The organism is Candidatus Accumulibacter phosphatis, from assembly GCF_000024165.1.
In the GTDB taxonomy this organism is placed as follows: domain Bacteria; phylum Pseudomonadota; class Gammaproteobacteria; order Burkholderiales; family Rhodocyclaceae; genus Accumulibacter; species Accumulibacter phosphatis.
On the sequence record NC_013194.1, the window covers coordinates 752038 to 771002 of the forward strand.

15 protein-coding genes and 1 pseudogene are annotated in these 18965 nt (G+C 61.7%); 11 read left to right on the forward strand and 5 right to left on the reverse strand.

Annotated features, from left to right (window positions below; all coding sequences use genetic code 11):
- The first annotated feature begins 174 nt into the window (after window positions 1-174).
- Window positions 175-897, forward strand: a complete 723-nt coding sequence (locus tag CAP2UW1_RS03185) for a prepilin-type N-terminal cleavage/methylation domain-containing protein (RefSeq protein ID WP_041567677.1) — start codon at window positions 175-177, stop codon at window positions 895-897.
- 63 nt (window positions 898-960) lie between these two features.
- Here CAP2UW1_RS03185 and CAP2UW1_RS03190 read toward each other — a convergent pair whose 3' ends face one another.
- Window positions 961-2928 (reverse strand): monovalent cation:proton antiporter family protein, encoded by a 1968-nt coding sequence (locus CAP2UW1_RS03190; RefSeq protein WP_015765231.1) that lies wholly within the window; start codon window positions 2926-2928, stop codon window positions 961-963.
- 94 nt (window positions 2929-3022) lie between these two features.
- On the opposite strand from CAP2UW1_RS03190, the gene CAP2UW1_RS03195 reads away from it, so the two are divergent.
- The 6 genes from CAP2UW1_RS03195 (at window position 3023) to CAP2UW1_RS03225 (ending at window position 7491) form a co-directional block, all read left to right on the forward strand.
- Window positions 3023-4006 carry a KpsF/GutQ family sugar-phosphate isomerase gene (locus CAP2UW1_RS03195; protein ID WP_015765232.1) on the forward strand — a complete coding sequence of 328 codons (984 nt, stop codon included), beginning with the start codon at window positions 3023-3025 and terminating at the stop codon, window positions 4004-4006.
- Window positions 4006-4554 carry a KdsC family phosphatase gene (locus CAP2UW1_RS03200; protein WP_015765233.1) on the forward strand — a complete coding sequence of 183 codons (549 nt, stop codon included), beginning with the start codon at window positions 4006-4008 and terminating at the stop codon, window positions 4552-4554. Before CAP2UW1_RS03195 ends, CAP2UW1_RS03200 begins: the two co-directional genes overlap by 1 nt.
- Entirely contained in the window at window positions 4551-5138 is a 588-nt protein-coding gene (gene lptC, locus CAP2UW1_RS03205; RefSeq protein ID WP_015765234.1) for an LPS export ABC transporter periplasmic protein LptC, read from the forward strand. The genes CAP2UW1_RS03200 and lptC overlap by 4 nt, the downstream gene beginning before the upstream one ends.
- 2 nt (window positions 5139-5140) lie before the next feature.
- Window positions 5141-5764 (forward strand): lipopolysaccharide transport periplasmic protein LptA, encoded by a 624-nt coding sequence (gene lptA / locus CAP2UW1_RS03210; protein ID WP_015765235.1) that lies wholly within the window; start codon window positions 5141-5143, stop codon window positions 5762-5764.
- A gap of 398 nt (window positions 5765-6162) precedes the next feature.
- A complete protein-coding gene (locus CAP2UW1_RS03220; protein WP_015765237.1) occupies window positions 6163-6714 on the forward strand; it encodes a phasin family protein in 552 nt (183 codons plus the stop codon).
- A 228-nt stretch (window positions 6715-6942) separates the two neighbouring features.
- Window positions 6943-7491, forward strand: coding sequence for a phasin family protein (locus CAP2UW1_RS03225; RefSeq protein WP_015765238.1), 549 nt, complete (start codon window positions 6943-6945; stop codon window positions 7489-7491).
- Window positions 7492-7597: 106 nt separating this feature from the next.
- Here the strand turns inward: CAP2UW1_RS03225 and CAP2UW1_RS03230 are convergent, their stop codons facing one another.
- The 4 genes and pseudogenes from CAP2UW1_RS03230 to CAP2UW1_RS03245 all read right to left on the reverse strand — a co-directional run bounded on the left by CAP2UW1_RS03230 (window position 7598) and on the right by CAP2UW1_RS03245 (window position 14296).
- Complete coding sequence (locus CAP2UW1_RS03230) at window positions 7598-8353, reverse strand: competence/damage-inducible protein A (RefSeq protein WP_015765239.1); 756 nt, start codon at window positions 8351-8353, stop codon at window positions 7598-7600.
- A complete protein-coding gene (locus tag CAP2UW1_RS03235) occupies window positions 8350-9102 on the reverse strand; it encodes an EI24 domain-containing protein (RefSeq protein WP_015765240.1) in 753 nt (250 codons plus the stop codon). Before CAP2UW1_RS03235 ends, CAP2UW1_RS03230 begins: the two co-directional genes overlap by 4 nt.
- Window positions 9103-9128: 26 nt before the next feature.
- On the reverse strand, window positions 9129-13082 hold the full coding sequence (hrpA, locus tag CAP2UW1_RS03240; protein WP_081444095.1) for an ATP-dependent RNA helicase HrpA: 3954 nt from the start codon (window positions 13080-13082) through the stop codon (window positions 9129-9131).
- A 219-nt stretch (window positions 13083-13301) separates the two neighbouring features.
- Window positions 13302-14296 (reverse strand): annotated as a pseudogene (locus tag CAP2UW1_RS03245) (integron integrase).
- 420 nt (window positions 14297-14716) lie between these two features.
- Here CAP2UW1_RS03245 and CAP2UW1_RS03250 point away from each other — a divergent pair.
- The 4 genes from CAP2UW1_RS03250 to CAP2UW1_RS25290 all read left to right on the forward strand — a co-directional run bounded on the left by CAP2UW1_RS03250 (window position 14717) and on the right by CAP2UW1_RS25290 (window position 18501).
- Window positions 14717-15646, forward strand: coding sequence for a hypothetical protein (locus tag CAP2UW1_RS03250; RefSeq protein ID WP_015765243.1), 930 nt, complete (start codon window positions 14717-14719; stop codon window positions 15644-15646).
- A gap of 544 nt (window positions 15647-16190) precedes the next feature.
- A complete protein-coding gene (locus CAP2UW1_RS25285) occupies window positions 16191-16655 on the forward strand; it encodes a hypothetical protein (RefSeq protein ID WP_199931561.1) in 465 nt (154 codons plus the stop codon).
- Between the two features lie 315 nt (window positions 16656-16970).
- Window positions 16971-17732, forward strand: coding sequence for a hypothetical protein (locus tag CAP2UW1_RS03255; protein ID WP_015765244.1), 762 nt, complete (start codon window positions 16971-16973; stop codon window positions 17730-17732).
- A gap of 292 nt (window positions 17733-18024) precedes the next feature.
- A complete protein-coding gene (locus CAP2UW1_RS25290; RefSeq protein WP_199931562.1) occupies window positions 18025-18501 on the forward strand; it encodes a hypothetical protein in 477 nt (158 codons plus the stop codon).
- Window positions 18502-18965: the final 464 nt, after the last annotated feature.

Here is an 18965-nt window from a genome sequence, read left to right on the forward strand (position 1 = left end):
TTCGTCAGTTGGCGGCAGGGAGTCGGGTTGTCGGCCCGCCAATAGTCCGGCTCTCGACAGGGGTGTCGAAAACTGGACAGATCGATGACCCTTGTTGCCCGTATCGACGGCTTTTGCCTGGCACACAAAATGCTTTACGACCACTGTGATTTTCGACCCGGAGTGAACGAAGCAATGAGAAAGCAACAGTCAGGGTTTACGTTGGTGGAGATTGCCATTGTACTCGTCATCATCGGCCTGCTGCTTGGCGGGGTCCTCAAGGGACAGGAGCTGATCAACAGCGCCAAGGTCAAGAACATGATCGGTGACCTGCGTGCCGTCTCGAGCATGGTGTATGCGTACCAGGACCGCTTCAAGGCGCTGCCCGGCGACCAGACGGCAGCGCAGTTGACGCAGTCTTTCGGGGCAGCGGTCGCAGCCACTCCGTGCGCGCCATCGGCTGCGGCAACCAACTGCGACAACAATAACGGGCGCATCGATGGCGACTGGTTTGCCGGTGGCGCCGGCGGCACGGGAGTGACCACCGACGAAACCTCGGTGTTCTGGCAGCACGTTCGTCTGGCCAATCTGGCGACCGGCCCGACCGCTACGATCACCACAGACCCCAATTACCGGCCCAGGAATGCCGACGGCGGTTTCATCGGCATCGAGAGCGGCATCAGCAGTGCCACCGGCTTGCCGGCGCCGTATATCGCCAACATGCGCGGGTCGCTTTTCGTCTGCTCCGCGGGCATCCTCGGACGCTACGCGAAGCAGATCGATACCACCATGGACGACGGCAATACCGCCGGCGGATCGGTGCAGGCGGTGCTCAACGGTGCCGCCCGCGGTTCCGCCGCCGTGGCTACAAACTTGATCGTCGACAGCCAGCAGTACACGGTCTGCCTCGCCAACTGAGCACGCGGCGCTACTCTCTGTCGCCCGGAAACAAAGAAGCCCGCGCCTGCGGGCTTCTTCCGTTTACCGTTGCAGGAGTCGTTCCTCGGCCGCGTTCAGCGCACCGGGTGCGCCCAACAGGACGACGACGTCGCCAGCCTGAAAGCGGGTTTCCGCCGACGGCTCCGGGGCCCTGATGTTGCGTCGGCGAACGGCTGTCACCTCGACGCCGAGTTCATTCACCGCCAACTCACCGAGTGTACGCCCGATCGCGTGTGCGCCGTCGACGAGCAGGATCGAATGCAGGCGCGCCTCGTCGCGGTCGAGAGCGTCGTCGTCGGCGTCGCCTTCGCCGCGGAAGAAGCCGCGCAGCGCCCGGTAGCCGACCAGTCGCGTCTGGCGGAAACGTTCGAGGACGTGCGCGGTGGGGACGCCGGCGTGACGCAGCGCGTGCGCGGCGAGCACCATGCTCGCTTCGAGTGTTTCCGGGACGACCTCGGCAGCCCCCGCGCGCTGCAGTCGGTCGAGGTCCTTTTCGTCGAGCGTACGTACGACCACGGGCAGGTCCGGTTTGAGCCGGTGGACGTGTTCGAGGACGCGCTCGGCGGCGCGCGTATCGGCAAAGGAGATCATCAGCACGCTGGCGCGAGCGACGCCGGCGGCAACGAGCGTTTCGCGGCGTGCGGCGTCGCCATACATCACGTTCTCGCCGGCCGCCGCCGCTTCGCGGACACGTTCGGGATCCAGATCCAGGGCCACGTAGGCGACGGATTCCTGCTCCATGAAGCGGGCCAGGTGCTGGCCGCTACGGCCGTAACCGCAGATGACGACGTGCTGCTCGGTGTTCATCGTCTGCGCCGCCAAGCGGGTGAGTTGCATCGAGCGCATCAGCCACTCGCTGGCCGCAAAGCGCAGGACGATGCGGTCGCTGTACTGCACGATCACCGGCGCCAGCAGCATCGAGAGGACCAGCGCCGCGAGAACGGCCTGCAGAGCCAGCGCCGGTACGAGGTGCAGTCTGCCCATTTCGGACAGCAGAACGAAACCGAATTCGCCACCGGCGCAGAGCCAGAGAGCGGTGCGCGTGGCGTTGCCGGCGCTTGACCCGAACAGCCGTGACAGCCCCAGCATGAGTGCGAACTTCACGCCCAGCAGCGCCGCCAGCACGCCCAGGACGAGCGGCGCATTGGCGAGGACCAGCGGAACGTCGAGCATCATGCCGATGGTGACGAAGAACAGGCCCATCAGAACATCGCGAAAGGGCTTGATGTCTTCCTCGACCTGGTGCCGGTACTGGGTTTCGGAAATCAGGATGCCGGCGACAAAGGCGCCGAGCGCCAGCGACAGGCCGGCACGTTCGGTCAGATGCGCCAGGCCGAGCGTGACCAGCAGCACGTTGAGCATGAACAATTCGGCCGACTTGCCACGCGCCACGACGTAGAACCACCTGTTCATCAGCCGCTGGCCGAAGAACAGCACCACCGACAGCACCAGCACGGCCTTGAGCATCGCCAGACCGATCATCGTCGCCATCTGCTCGGGTGATTCCGAAAACGAGGGGATCACGATCAGCAACGGCACGACCGCCAGGTCCTGGAACAGCAGCACGCCCATCACCTCGCGGCCATGCGGAGCATCGAGTTCGAGGCGCTCGTTCAGCAACTTGGTGAGCACCGCCGTAGACGACATCGCCAGTGCGCCACCGAGGGCCACTCCCGCCTGCCAGCTCAATCCCACGGCACCAAGAACGGCGGTGACGACTGCCAGGGTCGCCAGCACCTGCAGCAGACCGAGGCCGAAAACGATGCGCTTCATCGCGTACAGCTTGGGCAGCGAGAACTCGAGGCCGATCGAGAACATCAGGAAGACGACGCCGAACTCGGCCAGATGCTGCACGCCGGCGAAGCCCTCGACCAGATTGAAGGCGTGCGGGCCGATCAGCGTGCCGACCAGCAGGTAACCGAGTACCGGCGGCAGGCTGACCGAACGAAAGACGATCACCGAAACCACCGAAGCGCCCAGCAGCAGCAGAATGGTTGGTAGCGTTGCCATCAGTCCTGTCCCTCGTTGCGGTCGTGGCGTCGGCGCGAGATCAGCGCACCAGGGGCTTCTGCTATACTCGCGCCATGATAACCGCTGCCTGCTCATGAACCAAATTCAGCCTTCAGCGCAAGCGCTCGATCTGGCACGGCAGGTTCTCCGCATCGAAGCCGACGCCGTCCTGGCGCTGGCCGACCGTATCGACGGGGCCTTCCTGCAGGCGCTGCGCTTGGTCCTCAATTGCCGTGGTCGGGTCATCGTCAGCGGCATGGGCAAGTCCGGGCATGTCGGGCGCAAGATCGCTTCGACCCTGGCCAGCACCGGGACTCCCGCCTTCTTCGTGCATCCGGCCGAGGCCAGCCACGGCGACCTCGGAATGATCACCCGCGACGACGTGCTGATCGCGATTTCCAATTCCGGCGAAAGCGCCGAACTGCTCACCATCGTCCCGAGTATCAAGCGGCAGGGAGCGAGACTGATCAGCATGACCGGCAACCGGTCCTCGTCGCTGGCCGTCGAAGCCGATGTTCACCTCGACGCCGCGGTGGCCCAGGAAGCGTGTCCGCTCAATCTGGCGCCCACCGCCAGCACGACTGCTGTACTGGCGCTGGGCGATGCGCTGGCGGTTGCCCTGCTCGATGCACGTGGTTTCGGCCCCGAGGATTTCGCCCGTTCGCACCCCGGCGGCTCGCTCGGTCGCCGTCTCCTGACGCACGTGCGCGACGTCATGCGCGTCGGTGCGGCCATTCCGGAGGTCGATCCAGCGACCAGTGTCCCCGCGGCCATTCTCGAGATTTCCCGCGGCGGCATCGGCATGACCGCGGTGGTGACTGCTGAGCGCCGGGTCATCGGGGTCGTCACCGATGGCGACCTGCGGCGGGCTTTTGGCCGCGAGGCGGACCCGCGACACCTGTTCGTCACCGACATCATGGGGCGCCAACCGCGTTCGATCGGACCGGACCGGCTCGCCGTGGAGGCGGTAGAGATGATGGAGCAGCACAAGATCAACCAGTTGCCGGTGGTCGATGCGACCGGCGTTCTGGTCGGTGCCCTCAACATGCACGACCTGTTCAAGGCCAAGGTGATCTGATGCCCGTCGTCCGCGAATCCGCGACCGCGTGCGCCGGCCGCCTCAAGCTGATGGCTTTCGACGTCGACGGCGTGCTCACCGATGGCTCGCTCTTCTATACCGACGACGGCGTCGAGATCAAGGCCTTCAACACCCTCGATGGGCATGGCCTGAAGATGCTGCAACAGGCAGGTGTCAAGGTCGCGATCATTACCGGCCGGCGTGCGCGCTGCGTCGAGTTGCGCGCCAGCAACCTTGGCATCGGCTACCTGTTCCAGGGTGTCGACAACAAGCTCGCCGTGATGAATTCGCTGCTCGTCGAACTCGGCTTGACAGCCGATGTTGCCGGCTACATGGGCGACGACCTGCCTGACCTGCCGCTGATGAGCGCCTGCGGTTTTTCCGCGACCCCAGGTGATGGCCATGCGCTGGTGCAAAGTCATGCTTCGCTGATCGCTACTCGCTGGGGCGGTCGGGGTGCCGTGCGCGAGGTCTGTGAGTTCATACTTGAAGCGCAGGACAAACTCGCTGCCGTGCTGGCGCCGTATCTTCCGGTGGTCGAGCGATGAAACGCTGGAGCAGCGCGGCCCTGCCGTTGACCCTTCTGCTGGCGCTGGCCGTGTTGAGCTTCTGGTTGCGCTATGCGACCGAGTTGCCGGACGAGCGCAACGACGGCAAGAGTCGCCACGATCCTGATTTCATCGTCACTACGGCGACCGCGCACAAACTCGACAAGTCAGGCCAGCTGCTCTACACGCTGGTTGCCGACGAGATTCGACATTACCCCGATGACGATACTGCCGACCTGACCAATCCCAAACTTGAGTACTTCGACCCGACCAAGCCGACGGTCACCATAAGCGCCGTGCGCGGACACGTGAGCCCCAAGGGTGAGCGCGTCGAGCTCAGTGAACGCGTCGAGGTGCGGCGTGCTGCGACCGACAGGCAGGCGGAACTCGTACTCGAAACTCCCGACCTGACGGTTCTCACCGATGAGGAACAGGCCTTCACGAAGAGCCGGGTAGTGATTACTCAGGGCAAGTCGTGGGTACAGGGCGTCGGCATGCAGATCGACAACAAGTTGCAGACTTACCTGCTGGAATCCCAGGTCACCGGAGAGATTGCCAGCCATCCGGCCAAGACGAAACCATAGATATGAAGACGACCCTTTGTTGCGCCTGCGCGAGTAGCCTCCTGATCGTCCTGTCGCTGCCGGCGCAAGCCGAGCGCGCAGACCGCGACAAGCCGATTCACCTCGAAGCGGACCGGATGAGCATAGACGATATCAAGAAGGTCAAGACACTCGAAGGCAATGTCGTGATGATCCAGGGGACCCTGGAGCTGCGTACCAATCGGCTGGTCGTTACCGACGACGCCGACGGTTTCCAGAAGGGGGTGGCCACTGGTGGCGCCAACGGCCTCGCCCGTTTCCGGCAGAAACGCGAGGGCGTCGACGAATGGATGGAAGGCGAGGCGGAGCGCATCGAGCACGATGCACGGAGCGAAGTAACCCAGTTCTTCATCCGCGCCTGGGTCCAGAGTGGAGCGGACGAGGTCAGGGGCCCCTATATCTCCTACGACGCGCTGAACGAGAAATACGCCGTGAATAGCGGCGGCGCCACGAAGACGGCCACTGGCGCAGCGCAGGCAAGAGTGCGGGCGATCATTCAGCCGAAGAGCAAGGACGAGAAGCCGGCTGACCAGAAAGCGGCGACTGATCAGAAAGGCCCGGCACTGAGCCTCAAGCCCGCGTCGAACGTCAAGCCGGCAGCGGATTGAATCGCCAGCCGCTTCCGTTTGTCGGCCAGTTACCATTGCCGTCGGCGCAGGCACCGCCGCCAGCGCTTGGCCCGGCGCCGTGCGGCAGGGCCTCTGGTTCGCGGTGGCGCGGCCCACCCATCGACTGACCATCCCGCGATTCTTTCTGGTGCGACGCACCAATCGCCCCCGTCGAATCGCTCCCGGCGTCGACGGGTTTCATGATGTTTCCTGTAAATCAACGTGTTGTGTAGATTGTGCGACGCACAATAAAGTGCTTGACAAGCGAGTTCAGAGGTTTATAATTCGCTCCATGGTGCAGTGCAACAAAAGATCGGAGTGCGGTGACGCACAAGGGTCAGCGAGTTAACCATTGCACATGTTGTGTTGTGCCCCCACTTTAAATGAGGAGATTGACCATGTTCACCACGCCCGAACAATTCGCTGCTGCCAACAAGGCTTCCGTTGATGCCATGCTGACCCTTGCCAACACCGCTCTGGCCAGCGCCGAGCGCATTGCCGCGCTGAACCTGAATACGGCCCGCTCGATGCTCGAGGACGGCGTTGCCAACGCCAAGGCGATGCTGGGTGCCAAGGACCCGCAGGAATTCTTCTCGGTTCAGGCTTCGCTGGCGCAGCCCAGCCTCGAGAAGGCCGTGGCCTATACCCGCAGCGTCTATGAAATCTCGGCTCAGTCGAAGGAAGAGATCACCAAACTGCTCGAAGCGCAGTTCAGCGATTTCCAGAAGCAGACTCTGGCTCTGCTCGAGAAGGCCACGAAGAATGCGCCGGTGGGTTCGGACGTTGCGGTGTCAGCCGTCAAGTCGGCAATCGCCTCGGCCACCTCGGCCTTCGACAGCATGAACAAGGCGGCCAAGCAGGTTGCCGACATCGCCGAGGCCAACGTTGCCGCGGCTACCAACGCTACCGTCAAGGCAGTTGGCGCCACCGCCGCGAACGTCAAGAAGTAGGTCTGCCTGGGCCTTGATGGACGGGCTCGATGCCGCCGTCTCACCAGCAAGGCATGCGAGAGGCTCCCGCTGCGGTTCGGGAGCCTGCTCTCAGGCCTGTTTCGAGTCCTCGTCTGAGCACAGTCCGAAATCAGTATTCCGGCGGGAGCGGAAAAAGCGTGTCGCTGCGGCGACGCGCCCCCGAGTAGCCGTCACGCGCATTACCATTGCCATAAAACGGAGATATCCATGAGCACTATCGATCTAGAACAACTCGCCCAGAGCCAGAAGGCCAACGCACAAGTCATGATGACCCTGGTTCGCACGGCTTTTCACGGGCTGGAGCAACTGTCCGCACTCAACCTTTCGGCGAGCCGCGAACTGTTCAACACCGGCACCTCCGGCGCGCAGCAGCTGATGGGTGTCAAGGATCCGCAGCAGCTCAAGGATGTCGCCGCTTCGCTGGCCCGGCCGAACGTCGACAAGCTGATGGAATACTCGCGCAGTTTGTATGAACTGGCCGCCAACATGCAGCGGGAAATCACGTCGGTCATGGAAGACCAGTACAGCACGATGCGCCACAACGCGTCGGGACTGATCGAGAAGACCGGCGTGGCGACGCCGATCGCCGGTGACGTATTCGGCGCGGCGATGAAGCAGATGATGAACGCGTCGAGCACCGCCTTCGAAAACATCTCCCAGATGGCCAAGCAGATGACCGACATCGTCGATTCCAATGTCAAGGCGGCCACCAGCGCTACCGCCCAGGCAGCAGCGGCTCTGACCCCGAAGAAGTGATCTTCAGGCGCGCGATGCGCGCCTGATCGCTGACGAACCCCGGTTTTGGCCGGGGTTTTCTCGTCTACCGGTCGCCTTCCCGGGTCGCCGCGCTACGGTCGCCGTTCTATGGCCGCCACTCCCAGTGGATGGCGCGCCGCTCGACCTCCTGCCTGATCGCTGCCATTGCCCGATCGACCAGTGCCGGGTCGCCCTCGACACCAAGCTCCAGGTGTCGCCGCTGCCCGTCTTCCGAGATCGACGGCAGGCTGAAGAGGCGCAGCGCCGGAAAATCGGCGACGACCCGTTCCATCAGATCGAGCAGTGCGCTCTCGTAGGCATTCGCGCCGGTCAGCAGGCAGGCCCTTTCGACCGTTGGACGCTGGTTGAAGAGATGCGCATAGAAGGTGTCGAGCGCCCACTCGGCCATCGGGTGCGCCATCTGCGGGAAACCCGGCAGGAAGTGGTGATCGCGAACACGAAACCCCGGAATCCGGTTGAACGGGTTGGGGATGATATCGACGCCGCGCGGGAAGGTGCCGAGCAGCAGGCGAACGTCGGTGATCTCGGCGCCGAAACGGGCCCGGATTTCCCGTTCGGCGTCCGGATGCAGAACCAGATCGACATCCAGCGCCTCCGCTACTGCCTGCCGGGTATGGTCGTCGGGCGTATTGCCGATTCCGCCGAAGCTGAAGACCACATCGCCGGCAGCCAGAGTGCGCCGGAGCGTGGCGGCGATGCGCGAACGCTCGTCGCCGAGGTACTCGACCCAGGCCAGGCGTAGACCTCGCAGCGCAAGCAACTCGGCAATCTTCGCAAAGTGCCGGTCGACGCGTTTTCCCGACAGGATCTCGTCACCGAGGATGATCGCCCCGAAACTCATGTCGCTTCCTTCTCCGTAAGTGGCTGCCTGCCGGCCGTGACGACGGCGCCTTGCCGCCAGCGGCGCAGCGCCTCGAGGCAGTAGTGAGTATAGGCCAGTGCCGCCAGCGTGGGTGTCAGCAAGCCGACGACCGGGATGTGCGTGAGCAGCGCCAGGATGACGCCGAGGAGCAGCAGCGGAAAGCCGTTCTGGCGGCGCAGCGCGCGCCATTCCTCGTCGGTCGCATGCAGGGTCAGCGCGTCGTAAGCAAAAGTGCGGCGCGTCAGCCAGGCCATCCAGAGAATCGGCAGCAGCAGGGCAAAGCCGGGGATCAGCCAGAGTGGCAGCGTCAGCAGCCAGCCGACGATGAACAGGAGTACCGCCGAAATGCTGTTCCATGCCGCTGCCGCCAGGCTGTCCTTGCCGAGGCGCGCCAGTTCCGGATAGTCGGCCGCCGCCACATGTTCGAGCAGGAGTGGCATGACGAAAAGCGCCGCCAGCAGCATCGCGGTAACGAATGCCGCGGCGAGCACCAGCAGCCAGCCGCCGAGCACGGCCGCGAACTTGGCCAGCCAGAGCGCCCCCCAGCCGGCCAGCCAGGTCAAGGGCGGCTGCTCGATCAGGCTGCCGATCAGGGTCTCGAGGAAGAAGAGCGCGAGCCCGATCCAGACCACCAGTGCCACCGCGGCTGGTCCCAGCAACAGCAGCCAGACCCGGCCGCGGCCGAGCGTCTTGACGCTGCGCAGCAGCGCCAGCATCACCTCATGCACAGTTCGTCTCCCCCGTCATCATCGCCTCACATGCCCTCCCACATCTTCTGCAGCCGCTTGCTCGATACCGGTACCGGCGTGCGCAGTTCCTGCGCGAACAACTGCACGCGAAGTTCCTCGAGCAACCAGCGAAACTGCTCGAGTTGCGGCTCGCGCACCCCCTGCCTGGCGCGCACGCTGGCCCGTCGCTCGTAGTGGGCCCACAGCGGCGCGTACTCGGCAAGCAGGCGCGCGTCGCGGGCCAGCCCGAGGCTACCTGCCGCCTTCAGTTTGTCGAGACGTAGCCCGATCGCCTTCAGGTAGCGCGGGTAGTGCTGCAGGCGCTCGAACGGCGTTTCCGCGACGAAGCGCTTGCCGATCAAGCGCGAGAGCTGCGCCTCGATGTCCTGCAGCGTGCCGGGGTAGGCCTTGAAGCCCGGCAGCTTCTTCTGCAAGGCTTGCCAGTCGGTGAGGATCTGCCCGACCAGGCGGCAGATTTCCTGCGCCAGCAGGTTTATCCTCGCCTTGCCCTCGAGACAGCGGGCGCGGAAACCGGCCGCATCAGTCGGCCACGGTTCTCCCAGGCAGGCGCGCGTGCAGGCGACTTCGATCACCTGCCGGCGCAACTCGTCGAGCGTGCCGAGAGGCATGAACTGCATCGCCATTGGTGTCAGCCCGGGAAGATTCTTCTCCAGGTACTTCACCTGCTCGCGGAACTGCAGCATGAACAAGCGCAGGAGGCCCGCCGCATGCGCCTGCCGCGCCTCTTCCGGCGAATCGAAGACGCACAGCGAGACGCTGTCGCCATCGTCGGAGAGTCCCGGGTAGCCGAGAACGCGCTGGCCGCCGCCGGCCTCGACTTCCATCAGCTCGGGGAGTTCGCCAAATACCCAGTCGGTCATTCCCGAGTACTCGTCGGGCGTTTCATGCAGCTCGGTGAACTCCTGCTTCGCTTCGCGTCCCCACTCGGCGCGCAGTTCGCTCAGGTTACGGGTCATCGCCAGTTGGCGGCCATTTTCATCGAGCAGACGGAAATTGAACGACAGGTGTGCCGGCAGAACATCGGGGCGGAAGGCGTCGGGAGTGATCTCCCAGCCGCGCGCGTTGAGGCCGCGCGATTGCAGGATGAAGCTCACCAGGGCGCTCACCAGCGGCTTGTCGGCAGGGGGCACCTGGGCGACGAACTCGGCAGCGAAGTCCGGTACCGGCACCAGCTTGGCGCGGATCTTCTGCGGCAGCGTCTTGACGAGCTGCACCACTTTCTCCTTGAGCAGCCCCGGCACCAGCCACTCGCAGCGTGCCGCCGGAAGCTGATTGAGTTGCGCCAGCGGTACGCTCAGTGTCACGCCGTCGCGCCCACTGCCCGGCTCGAAGTGGTAGGCCAGCTCGAAGTCCACGCCGCCGAGCCGCAGTTGATGCGGAAAAGCTTCGCTGGTGATGCCGGCGGCCTCGTGCCGCATCAGGTCTTCGCGCTGCAGGTGGAGTAACTGCGGCTGTTCGCGTTCGACCTCGCGCCGCCATTTGTCGAAAGCGGCGGCGCTGAAGATTCCTTCGGGGACGACCCGGTCGTAGAAGGCGAAGATCAGTTCGTCGTCTACCAGCACGTCGGGTCGACGCGATTTGTGTTCGAGCGTTTCGATGTCGAGCATCAACTGCTGGTTGTGCGTGAAGAAATCCCAGCGGCGGGCGAACTCCTCGCTGACCTCGCCGCCGACCAACGCCTGGCGGAGGAAGATCTCGCGCGCCGCCGACGGGTTCAACGGCCCGAAGTTCACCCGCCGGCGCGCTTCAACGACGATCCCGTACAGCGTGATGCGCTCGAAGGCGATCGCCTGCATCGCCTTCTGCTCCCAGTGCGGGTCGAACCAGCTACGCTTGAGGAGATGTGCGCCGACGCGTTCGAGCCACTCGGGTTCGGCGCGCGCGACGCAGCGGGCGAACAAGCGCGTCGTCTCGCTGAGTTCCGCCGCGACGACCCACTTGCCGGCCTTCTTCTGCAGCGGCGAGCCCGGATGGATGAGGAACTTGATGCCGTGGGCGCCAAGGTAATACCCCGAGTCCTCCGACTTGCAGCCGATATTGCCGAGCAGACCGGCGAGAAGGGCGCGATGGATGGCGTCGTAGGTCGCCGGCAACTGGTTTTCCTGCCACTGATGCTCGGCGGCGAGTGCGTGCAGCTGGCTGTGAATATCGCGCCACTCGCGCATGCGCAGTGCCGAGAGAAAGTTCTCGTGGCAGGCCTCGACCAGCTTGCGCTGCGACTTGCGGTGTTCGATCTCGGCCTGATACCAGTCCCAGAGCCTGAGCCAGGAGAGAAACTCCGACTTCTCGTCGGCAAACTTGCGGTGCGCCGCGTCCGCCGTTCCCTGCTTCTCCTGCGGACGTTCGCGCGGATCCTGCACCGAGAGCGCGGCGGCGATCACCAGCACCTCGCGCAGGCAGCCTTCAGCACGGGCGCCGACGATCATGCGCGCCAGGCGCGGATCGAGCGGCATCTTCGCCAGTTCCTGGCCGACCGGTGTCAGCGCGTGCTCGGCCGTCACCGCGCCGAGTTCGATCAGCAACTGGTAGCCGTCGCTGATCGCCTTGCGCGGCGGCGCTTCGAGGAAGGGGAAATCCTCCACGTCGCCGAGGCGCAGCGCTCGCATGCGCAGGATCACGCCGGCCAGCGACGAGCGCAGGATCTCCGGATCGGCATACGCCGGTCGCAGCGCGAAGTCCTGTTCGTCGTAAAGGCGGATGCAGACGCCCGCCGCCACCCGGCCGCAGCGCCCGGAACGCTGGTTGGCCGAAGCCTGCGCGATCTTCTCGATCTGCAGTTGCTCGACCTTGTTGCGGTAGGAATAGCGCTTGACGCGCGCCAGCCCCGAATCGACGACGTAGCGGATTCCCGGCACGGTCAGCGAGGTCTCGGCGACGTTCGTCGCCAGCACGATACGGCGGCCGACATGCGACTTGAAGATGCGCCCCTGCTCTTCGGCCGAGAGGCGGGCGAACAGCGGCAGGATTTCGGTGTGCGGTGGGTGGTGCTTGCGCAGCGCCTCGGCCGCCTCGCGAATCTCGCGCTCGCCGGGCAGGAAGACCAGCACGTCGCCGGGCCCGACGCGATGCAACTCGTCGCAGGCGTCGGCAATCGCATCGTACAGATCGCGCTCGTCGTCGCTGGCGGCATTGCCTGCGGCGTCAACATCCGCGCTCTGCAGCGGGCGATAACGCACTTCCACCGGGTACAGGCGGCCCGAGACCTCGATCACCGGCGCAGCGTCGAAGTGCTGCGAAAAGCGCTCGGCATCGATCGTCGCCGAGGTGATGATCAGCTTGAGGTCACGTCGCTTCGGTAGGAGCTGCTTGAGGTAGCCGAGCAGGAAGTCGATGTTCAGGCTGCGCTCGTGCGCCTCGTCGATGATCAGCGTGTCGTACTGTTCGAGCCACGGGTCGCCCTGCGTCTCCGCAAGCAGGATGCCGTCGGTCATCAGCTTGACGAAGGCTTCCGGCGACGTGCGGTCGCTGAAGCGGATCTTGTAGCCCACCAGACGTCCGAACTCGCTGTGCAACTCCTGGGCGATACGCATCGCCGTTGCCCGCGCAGCGATGCGGCGGGGCTGCGTATGGCCGATCAGACCGGTCGCGCCGCGGCCGAGGGCAAGGCATATCTTCGGGATCTGCGTCGTCTTGCCCGAGCCCGTTTCACCGCAGACGATCACCACCTGATGTTTCGCGATCAGACCGGCGATTTCGTCGCGCCGCCCGTTGACCGGCAGGTCGTCGGCAAACTCGGGTTCCGGCAGGCGCGCACGCCGGGCCGCGACGGCTGCCCGCGATCTTCCGAGCAGTTCGTCGCGCTGGACCTGCAGCGCATCACGCTTGCTGCCGAAGAGGTGTCGCAGGTCGCGCGCCATCGACCGCAGACGGCGCTGATCGGCTGCCAGGCAGTCAGCGAAGGGGTCGGCCGCTCGGCTTGGCGTTCGCGGCTGCACAGAAGGGGGGGGATTGAGGATCATCGGTCGAGGAAAACGGGCGACAGCAGCCAGATCTGTACGGCAAAGACCCACCGTCGCACTTCGCCCACGGGCATCCTGGTGTCGCGGCGCCGTAGCGTCGTAGGTTGGGTTAGGCCGCAGGCCGTAACCCAACATCCCGCGGCAAGAACGTCCGGTTACGCTGTGCCAACCCGACCTGCGGTGGCCGAGCATAGCCGTGAAGAGTCACAACGCCCCATTCTACACCAGTGCGTCGAGCGGACTCCGAACACCTCGCCCGCCGCGCTTGAGCACGTGCGTGTAGATCATCGTCGTGCTCACATCGGCGTGCCCAGCAGTTCCTGCACAGTGCGGATGTCATAGCCGCTATCGAGCAGCGAGGTGGCGAACGAATGGCGAACGGTGTGCGGCGTGGCCGGCTTGGTGATGCCCGCTGCGATCACGGCCTTCTTCATCGCCCGTTGCAGCAGCTTCTCGTCAAGATGATGGCGGCGCTCCAGCCCGCTGCGCGGATCGATCGAGTAACTCCCGGATGGGAATACGTACTGCCAACTCCAGGTTTGGTTGGCGGCCGGATATTTGCGTTCGAGTGCGAAGGGCAAGTAGACGCCGCCTTTCCCAAGTCGCAGATCGTCCTCGAAGATCCGTCTGCGACGGGCCAGATGCTCGCGCAGCTCCGCTATCAGCGTCTCCGGCAACATCGTTACGCGATCCTTCGCCCCCTTGCCGTCGCGAATCAGTATCTCGCACCGCTCGAAATCGAGATCCTTCACCCGCAAGCGAACGCATTCCATCAGGCGCATGCCGCTGCCGTAAAGCAAACGCGCGAGCAGGGCCTGGACTCCCTGCATCCGGTCGAGAACGCGCTGCACCTCGTTGCCCGACAACACCACCGGCAAGCGCGCTGGCCGCTTGGCTCGCACCACGCCGTCGAGCCACGGCAGGTCAATGCCCAAGACCTCCCGGTACAGGAACAACAAGGCCGACAACGCCTGATTCTGCGTCGCCGCGGCCACTTGGCCTTCCACGGCCAAGTGTGTGAGAAAGGCCTCGACTTCGCGCGCCCCCATGTCCCGTGGATGGCGCTTATGTTGGAAGAGGATGAATCGCCTCGCCCATTGAACATACTGTGCTTCGGTTCGGATACTATAATGCTTCAGTCGGATCCGGTCGCGAAGCTGATCGAGCAGCTTGGGTTCCGAAGGTGTGTTTTGCGTCGTGTCAGGTGTGTTCATCGTCAGCACCTTTCAAGAAATCAAGAGGTTACAGAGGATGAGCCGTAGTATACACCTTGTACTGTACTTTTATACACATTTCTTGGTGTCCACTTCACGTTAGAGGGCGTCGTCGCTTGCTTCAACTTCTCGACAAGCTCCGGGTGCATGTAGAACGTGTTTCCAATTTGGTAGCAACCCGGTCGGTCAATGTGGTGTTTCACCACGGACCACTGTTTCCGCTTCTTCGGTATCGGGTGGCGTTCCACTTTCCACTCGTCGCGAACCTCTCGTGCCAATAAGTGCGGCACTATGCGCATTCCCGTCAGTCCGTGCATATGTCTTCCTTTCTGCCCCCTAACTCTTCAGTGGAGCGCGACGCCCCGCAAGCGGGCCGCGCCTCACTTCGGGCGTTAGCCACCACAAAACAGGGATTGCCACATGGCAAAGCAACTATCACCGGCTGGTATTATGGCGCTCAAGGAAGCGCTCTGTTCTGTCTATTGGTACAAATCCGAGCTTCGAGGCTTTCTGCAACTGTGCTTATCCAACCCGGGAATACTGAACAAATTCAATTGGGAAAACTACAAGCGTCAGATTGCATCCGACATCGTCGACTACCTCGTTATCGATCCTGCTGCGCATCTGGGAGATCTAACGAAGGTCTGCTACGAACTTTGCAAACTAACTGATTTTTCGCATCTAAAGCCTCTTGATGATGGCCCGCAAAAGGTCGAAAAGGCTAGGAACGCGGTTAACCAACTAAAGCAACTCGTCGAGCCACACCAAGACGTCAAGAAAGAACAAGACGACATCAAACGTCGGCAAGAACTTGCGGCCAAAAAGCTACGAGAGAACGCAGCAGTTCGTCAAAAGTTAGAAGCAATCAAAGCTCGGTATATGGCGCTGGTAGGCTTCGACAATGCACAAAGCAGAGGTTTTGAACTGGAGCGCGTAATGTACGAACTCTTTGAGCTATTCGACCTTGATCCAAAAGCATCATTCAAGAACCTCGGCGAGCAGATCGATGGGGCATTTTCTCTTGAAGGCACTGAGTACCTGTTTGAAGCCAAGTGGCAAAAAGAGTTGGTCAATAAAGCGGACCTGGCAGTGTTCTCCGACAAAGTCAGGACAAAGCTTGAAAACACCCTAGGTATCTTTCTCTCGATCAATGGTTTTTCACAAGATGGAGTCACTGCACACCAAGCTGGCGGAGCGTCACTACTGCTTGTGGATGGGGGCGATCTAATGGCTGTCTTTGAAGAACGAATCGACTTCATAAGCCTATTACTACGGAAAAAGCGCCATGCTGCCCAAACAGGCCAAATCTATCTCAGCTACTACCAAATGGTTACCGCTGGTGGTGGCTAACCCTGCGCTCCAGGCGACCGGCCGCATAAAGCCGCGGCCGTCGCCTGAGCTTCGACGTTGCTCGGGAAAGGCGGCTGCGCTGATGGACGCAACGGGCAAGGGTACTGCTACCACATTGGCGTGGGCTGTATAAAGCGTGAAGAATCTGCTAATAAGCGAAGTGTGTACTGAGCGGATGTATAACGCGAGCGTTCATACACACGCCCAGCGCACACTTCGGAGTAAGGCAGGTACCTCGTGGTGGGTTGTCCGGCCGTGGGCATGGAGACCTTCCGGCTTTCCCCGCCGCCTTTCCCGTTCAACGCGTCGCTGGAGCACACTCGCCGCCTTACGGCGTCAAGGTGCTCACCTCCAACGTTGGGCCGCGCATCCAAGTCACCCATCCAGTTGTGTAGCAGCCTGCATGGGTGAATACTTTGTCAGCGGTCCCGCAGCAAGTGCGAATATCAGCGAGCTGCGGTTCTGTTCCTAATAGCCTTTGTGCGGCCGGCCAACCAAATTGCCCGGCCTTTCACCCACGTTCAAGCCTCTCTGGAGAAATACAATGTTAATGCACCGATCACCGCTCTCTGCGTCGATCCTGATCCTGATTTTGGTACTGGTTCCCTTCCTGGCTTCGTGCTCTGATGGTAGCGCAAACAAGGCAGCCAAGCACAAGGGTGTCGTCGTAAGCGTCCACTCGATAGAGCGTATGCCGGAATGGAATGACGGCCGAGGAACTATGCGACCGCGCAGTTCAGACTTCGAAATGCTCGTACTACGCGTAAACTACGACGCCACAGGGACCGAGGGAGCAACATTTGGAAGACCGCTGCTTGAAATGGCGGACGGCACACCGACGGAATCACTACTATCATCCTATGCGCTAAGCGGCGGTAAAACAACGCAGGACATTCCCTTCGCGATCTCTCGCGGTAGCGTTCCCGTCAAATTCATTCATGGCGATGCGGCGATAGACGTATCCAAACACCGAGTTGCCGGCGCGCCGACAAGCGCGTCTGCCAAGTAGGAAAGCTTAGGGCCGTATCAAAGGGGCCAGGGTCGGATTAAATGCAAATCAATAGCCCAACTCTGCCCTCCAAGCGACGCTGCGCGATAAAGCCGCGCAGCGCGCCTGAGCTTTCACGTTGGGCACCCGAGGGGGAGAGTCCTTTGCATTTCGCGTGTCGCACCCATCGGCTTTACGCTGCGGGCGGTTCGACGTCTCCCGTGGCCCTTGCCGGTCGTGGCCGCGTCGCGGCTGCCGCGGCGGCGCGTACTGCAGTGCGCATCCTGAAACCGGCGTGATTGAGCAAGCGCCTGCGGATATTCTGGAGATCTTTACATGAGCATGTCATCTTTTATCAGGTGCTTGATCTTTCGCCTCGGAGGTTCGTGGGAAGTCAGGCTCGACAAGGTCAAGAATCAAATTGTCGATAAGGACTTACTAAGGGAAATTTCCCTCAGAGACTCAGATCCTCTAGTGCTACGCGCCGCACAGATGAAGCTCCGTAAGGTGAAGGCAGACGATGCCTTCGCGCGCATTGAGAAATGTCAAACCGATACTGAACTCGCAAGATTCGCAAGAGGTGAAAGTGGCGAGGGCGAGCTTGTGCAGTGGCTGGCCCTAAGAAAGCTAACAGACCAAGCTGAGTTAGGACAGATTGCTAGGTTGGATCCAAGCGCCGTCATGCGGTGGTGTGCTATCAAGAATTTAGACGACAAGGAAATCCTGTCCTTCCTCCTCGATACTGAGAAGACTGGAATTGTGCGTTTCTCACTTGCCGCAAAGCTGAAGGCACTGGGTGTCGTGAAGCCGATAAGCGGAGTTCCTCAAATATCTTGGCACCAAAACCGAAAAGGCGGGCTTTGTGACACCTGCTCTGTTGACATTAGCGCACCGGAGGGCTTTATTGGAATACCGGATGATGTCGAAGACACCTATCTCGCATGCGACTCGTGCTGGGACCAAAGCTGGACACGTTACGGGTACTCACCGACAGAGGGAAAGGAACGAGCATGGGTATGGTGGCAAGAGGGTGGCGATGCTAGGACACTGCAGAGTCTGAAAATTTTCGAGCGGCTTGCAGCATTGCATTGCAGGTAGCCCCATACTCGAACACCGAGCTTGGGGTCACATCTAGCGAGCGCCTATTCATGCCCAACTTTGCGCTCCAGGCGACCGGCCGCATAAACCCGCGGCCGTCGCCTGAGCTTTCACGTTGGGCGTCAAAGCAGCGTTGTCATGGAAGTACTTCTTCACACCTGAGACAAGGGGGTCATATGAAATCACTCTGCAAAGCCGCTGTCGCTACATTTATCTTGCTATCGAGTGTTCAAGTTCTTTCGGCGGGCTTGGCGAAGAAAACGTCTCGGCGCGCCAGCCAAGGAGATCCAACATGAAGCGCTCAGATCCAGCTTTAGGTGCATTTGCAACGTCAAGTGCTGCATCGGCAGCGTCGGTGATTTTATCTCACAATAGACGATTACCTAGTCTATTTGCTAGCGTAGTGGTTGTATTAATGCCAGCCGTTCTTGGGTGTGGCGTTCAGCAGAATATAGTTTCTATCCCAAAGACTGACTCCATCGCAATTGTTGATACTGAAGGCGCGTCGATCTATGGTTCTCAAAAAATCGATATGACAGCGTCTCCTCCTCGTATTATCCTACGTGAGAAGGGTAGGTACATGCTATTTCGTGTGGACCGTCAGGAAAAATTGGGGGATGTTCAACCTCACGCAGGTGAGGTTTATGTCATCAATGACGCGCTTAACCTCGAGAAGGTAGGCACCTTTGATGCGACTAAGACCGACGATCAATTGCGATGCGAGTTTCTCAAACCAGATTCAAGAGGAGGTAAACTCTCTTGTCCATAACATATCGCAAAGCGTGGGGTAAAAGCGTGGGGTCTTGTAATCATGCATCCATGCCCAACTCTGCGCTCCAGGCGACCGGCCGCATAAAGCCGCGTCCGCCGCCTGAGCTTCCACGTTGGGCACAGACATCTGTCGGTGCCCATAGGGGGTGCTTACGAGCCAACGGCGTCAAGAGAAAGGAGAGTGCATCATGAGTTGGTGGACCAAGTTGTTTGGTGGACCGGCTGGTCACGAGTCGTCCCCGGTCAAAAGATCAGCAGAATCTCGCATTTTTCCCCAAGGGCATCGCGAAGACACGACGGATAAAGAGATTGACGATCTGGTGAGTAGTTTCTGCCGGGGTCCGCGACTCTTATATTATGATGAGGAGCATGAAAAGCGCGTGAAGGAGCTGCGGCGGGAGCTAGTCTCAAAGGGCGATCGGGCCGTCCCTATACTTGCAAACGTCATCAGATTTGACTTTC

Excerpts from the sequence above, each read along its gene's own strand:
- CAP2UW1_RS03185 (WP_041567677.1), top strand. The coding sequence starts at position 175 with ATGAGAAAGCAACAGTCAGGGTTTACGTTGGTGGAGATTGCCATTGTA.
- CAP2UW1_RS03190 (WP_015765231.1), bottom strand. The coding sequence starts at position 2,928 with ATGGCAACGCTACCAACCATTCTGCTGCTGCTGGGCGCTTCGGTGGTT.
- CAP2UW1_RS03195 (WP_015765232.1), top strand. The coding sequence starts at position 3,023 with ATGAACCAAATTCAGCCTTCAGCGCAAGCGCTCGATCTGGCACGGCAG.
- CAP2UW1_RS03200 (WP_015765233.1), top strand. The coding sequence starts at position 4,006 with ATGCCCGTCGTCCGCGAATCCGCGACCGCGTGCGCCGGCCGCCTCAAG.
- lptC (WP_015765234.1), top strand. The coding sequence starts at position 4,551 with ATGAAACGCTGGAGCAGCGCGGCCCTGCCGTTGACCCTTCTGCTGGCG.
- lptA (WP_015765235.1), top strand. The coding sequence starts at position 5,141 with ATGAAGACGACCCTTTGTTGCGCCTGCGCGAGTAGCCTCCTGATCGTC.
- CAP2UW1_RS03220 (WP_015765237.1), top strand. The coding sequence starts at position 6,163 with ATGTTCACCACGCCCGAACAATTCGCTGCTGCCAACAAGGCTTCCGTT.
- CAP2UW1_RS03225 (WP_015765238.1), top strand. The coding sequence starts at position 6,943 with ATGAGCACTATCGATCTAGAACAACTCGCCCAGAGCCAGAAGGCCAAC.
- CAP2UW1_RS03230 (WP_015765239.1), bottom strand. The coding sequence starts at position 8,353 with ATGAGTTTCGGGGCGATCATCCTCGGTGACGAGATCCTGTCGGGAAAA.
- hrpA (WP_081444095.1), bottom strand. The coding sequence starts at position 13,082 with ATGATCCTCAATCCCCCCCCTTCTGTGCAGCCGCGAACGCCAAGCCGA.
- CAP2UW1_RS03250 (WP_015765243.1), top strand. The coding sequence starts at position 14,717 with ATGGCAAAGCAACTATCACCGGCTGGTATTATGGCGCTCAAGGAAGCG.
- CAP2UW1_RS25285 (WP_199931561.1), top strand. The coding sequence starts at position 16,191 with ATGTTAATGCACCGATCACCGCTCTCTGCGTCGATCCTGATCCTGATT.
- CAP2UW1_RS03255 (WP_015765244.1), top strand. The coding sequence starts at position 16,971 with ATGAGCATGTCATCTTTTATCAGGTGCTTGATCTTTCGCCTCGGAGGT.
- CAP2UW1_RS25290 (WP_199931562.1), top strand. The coding sequence starts at position 18,025 with ATGAAGCGCTCAGATCCAGCTTTAGGTGCATTTGCAACGTCAAGTGCT.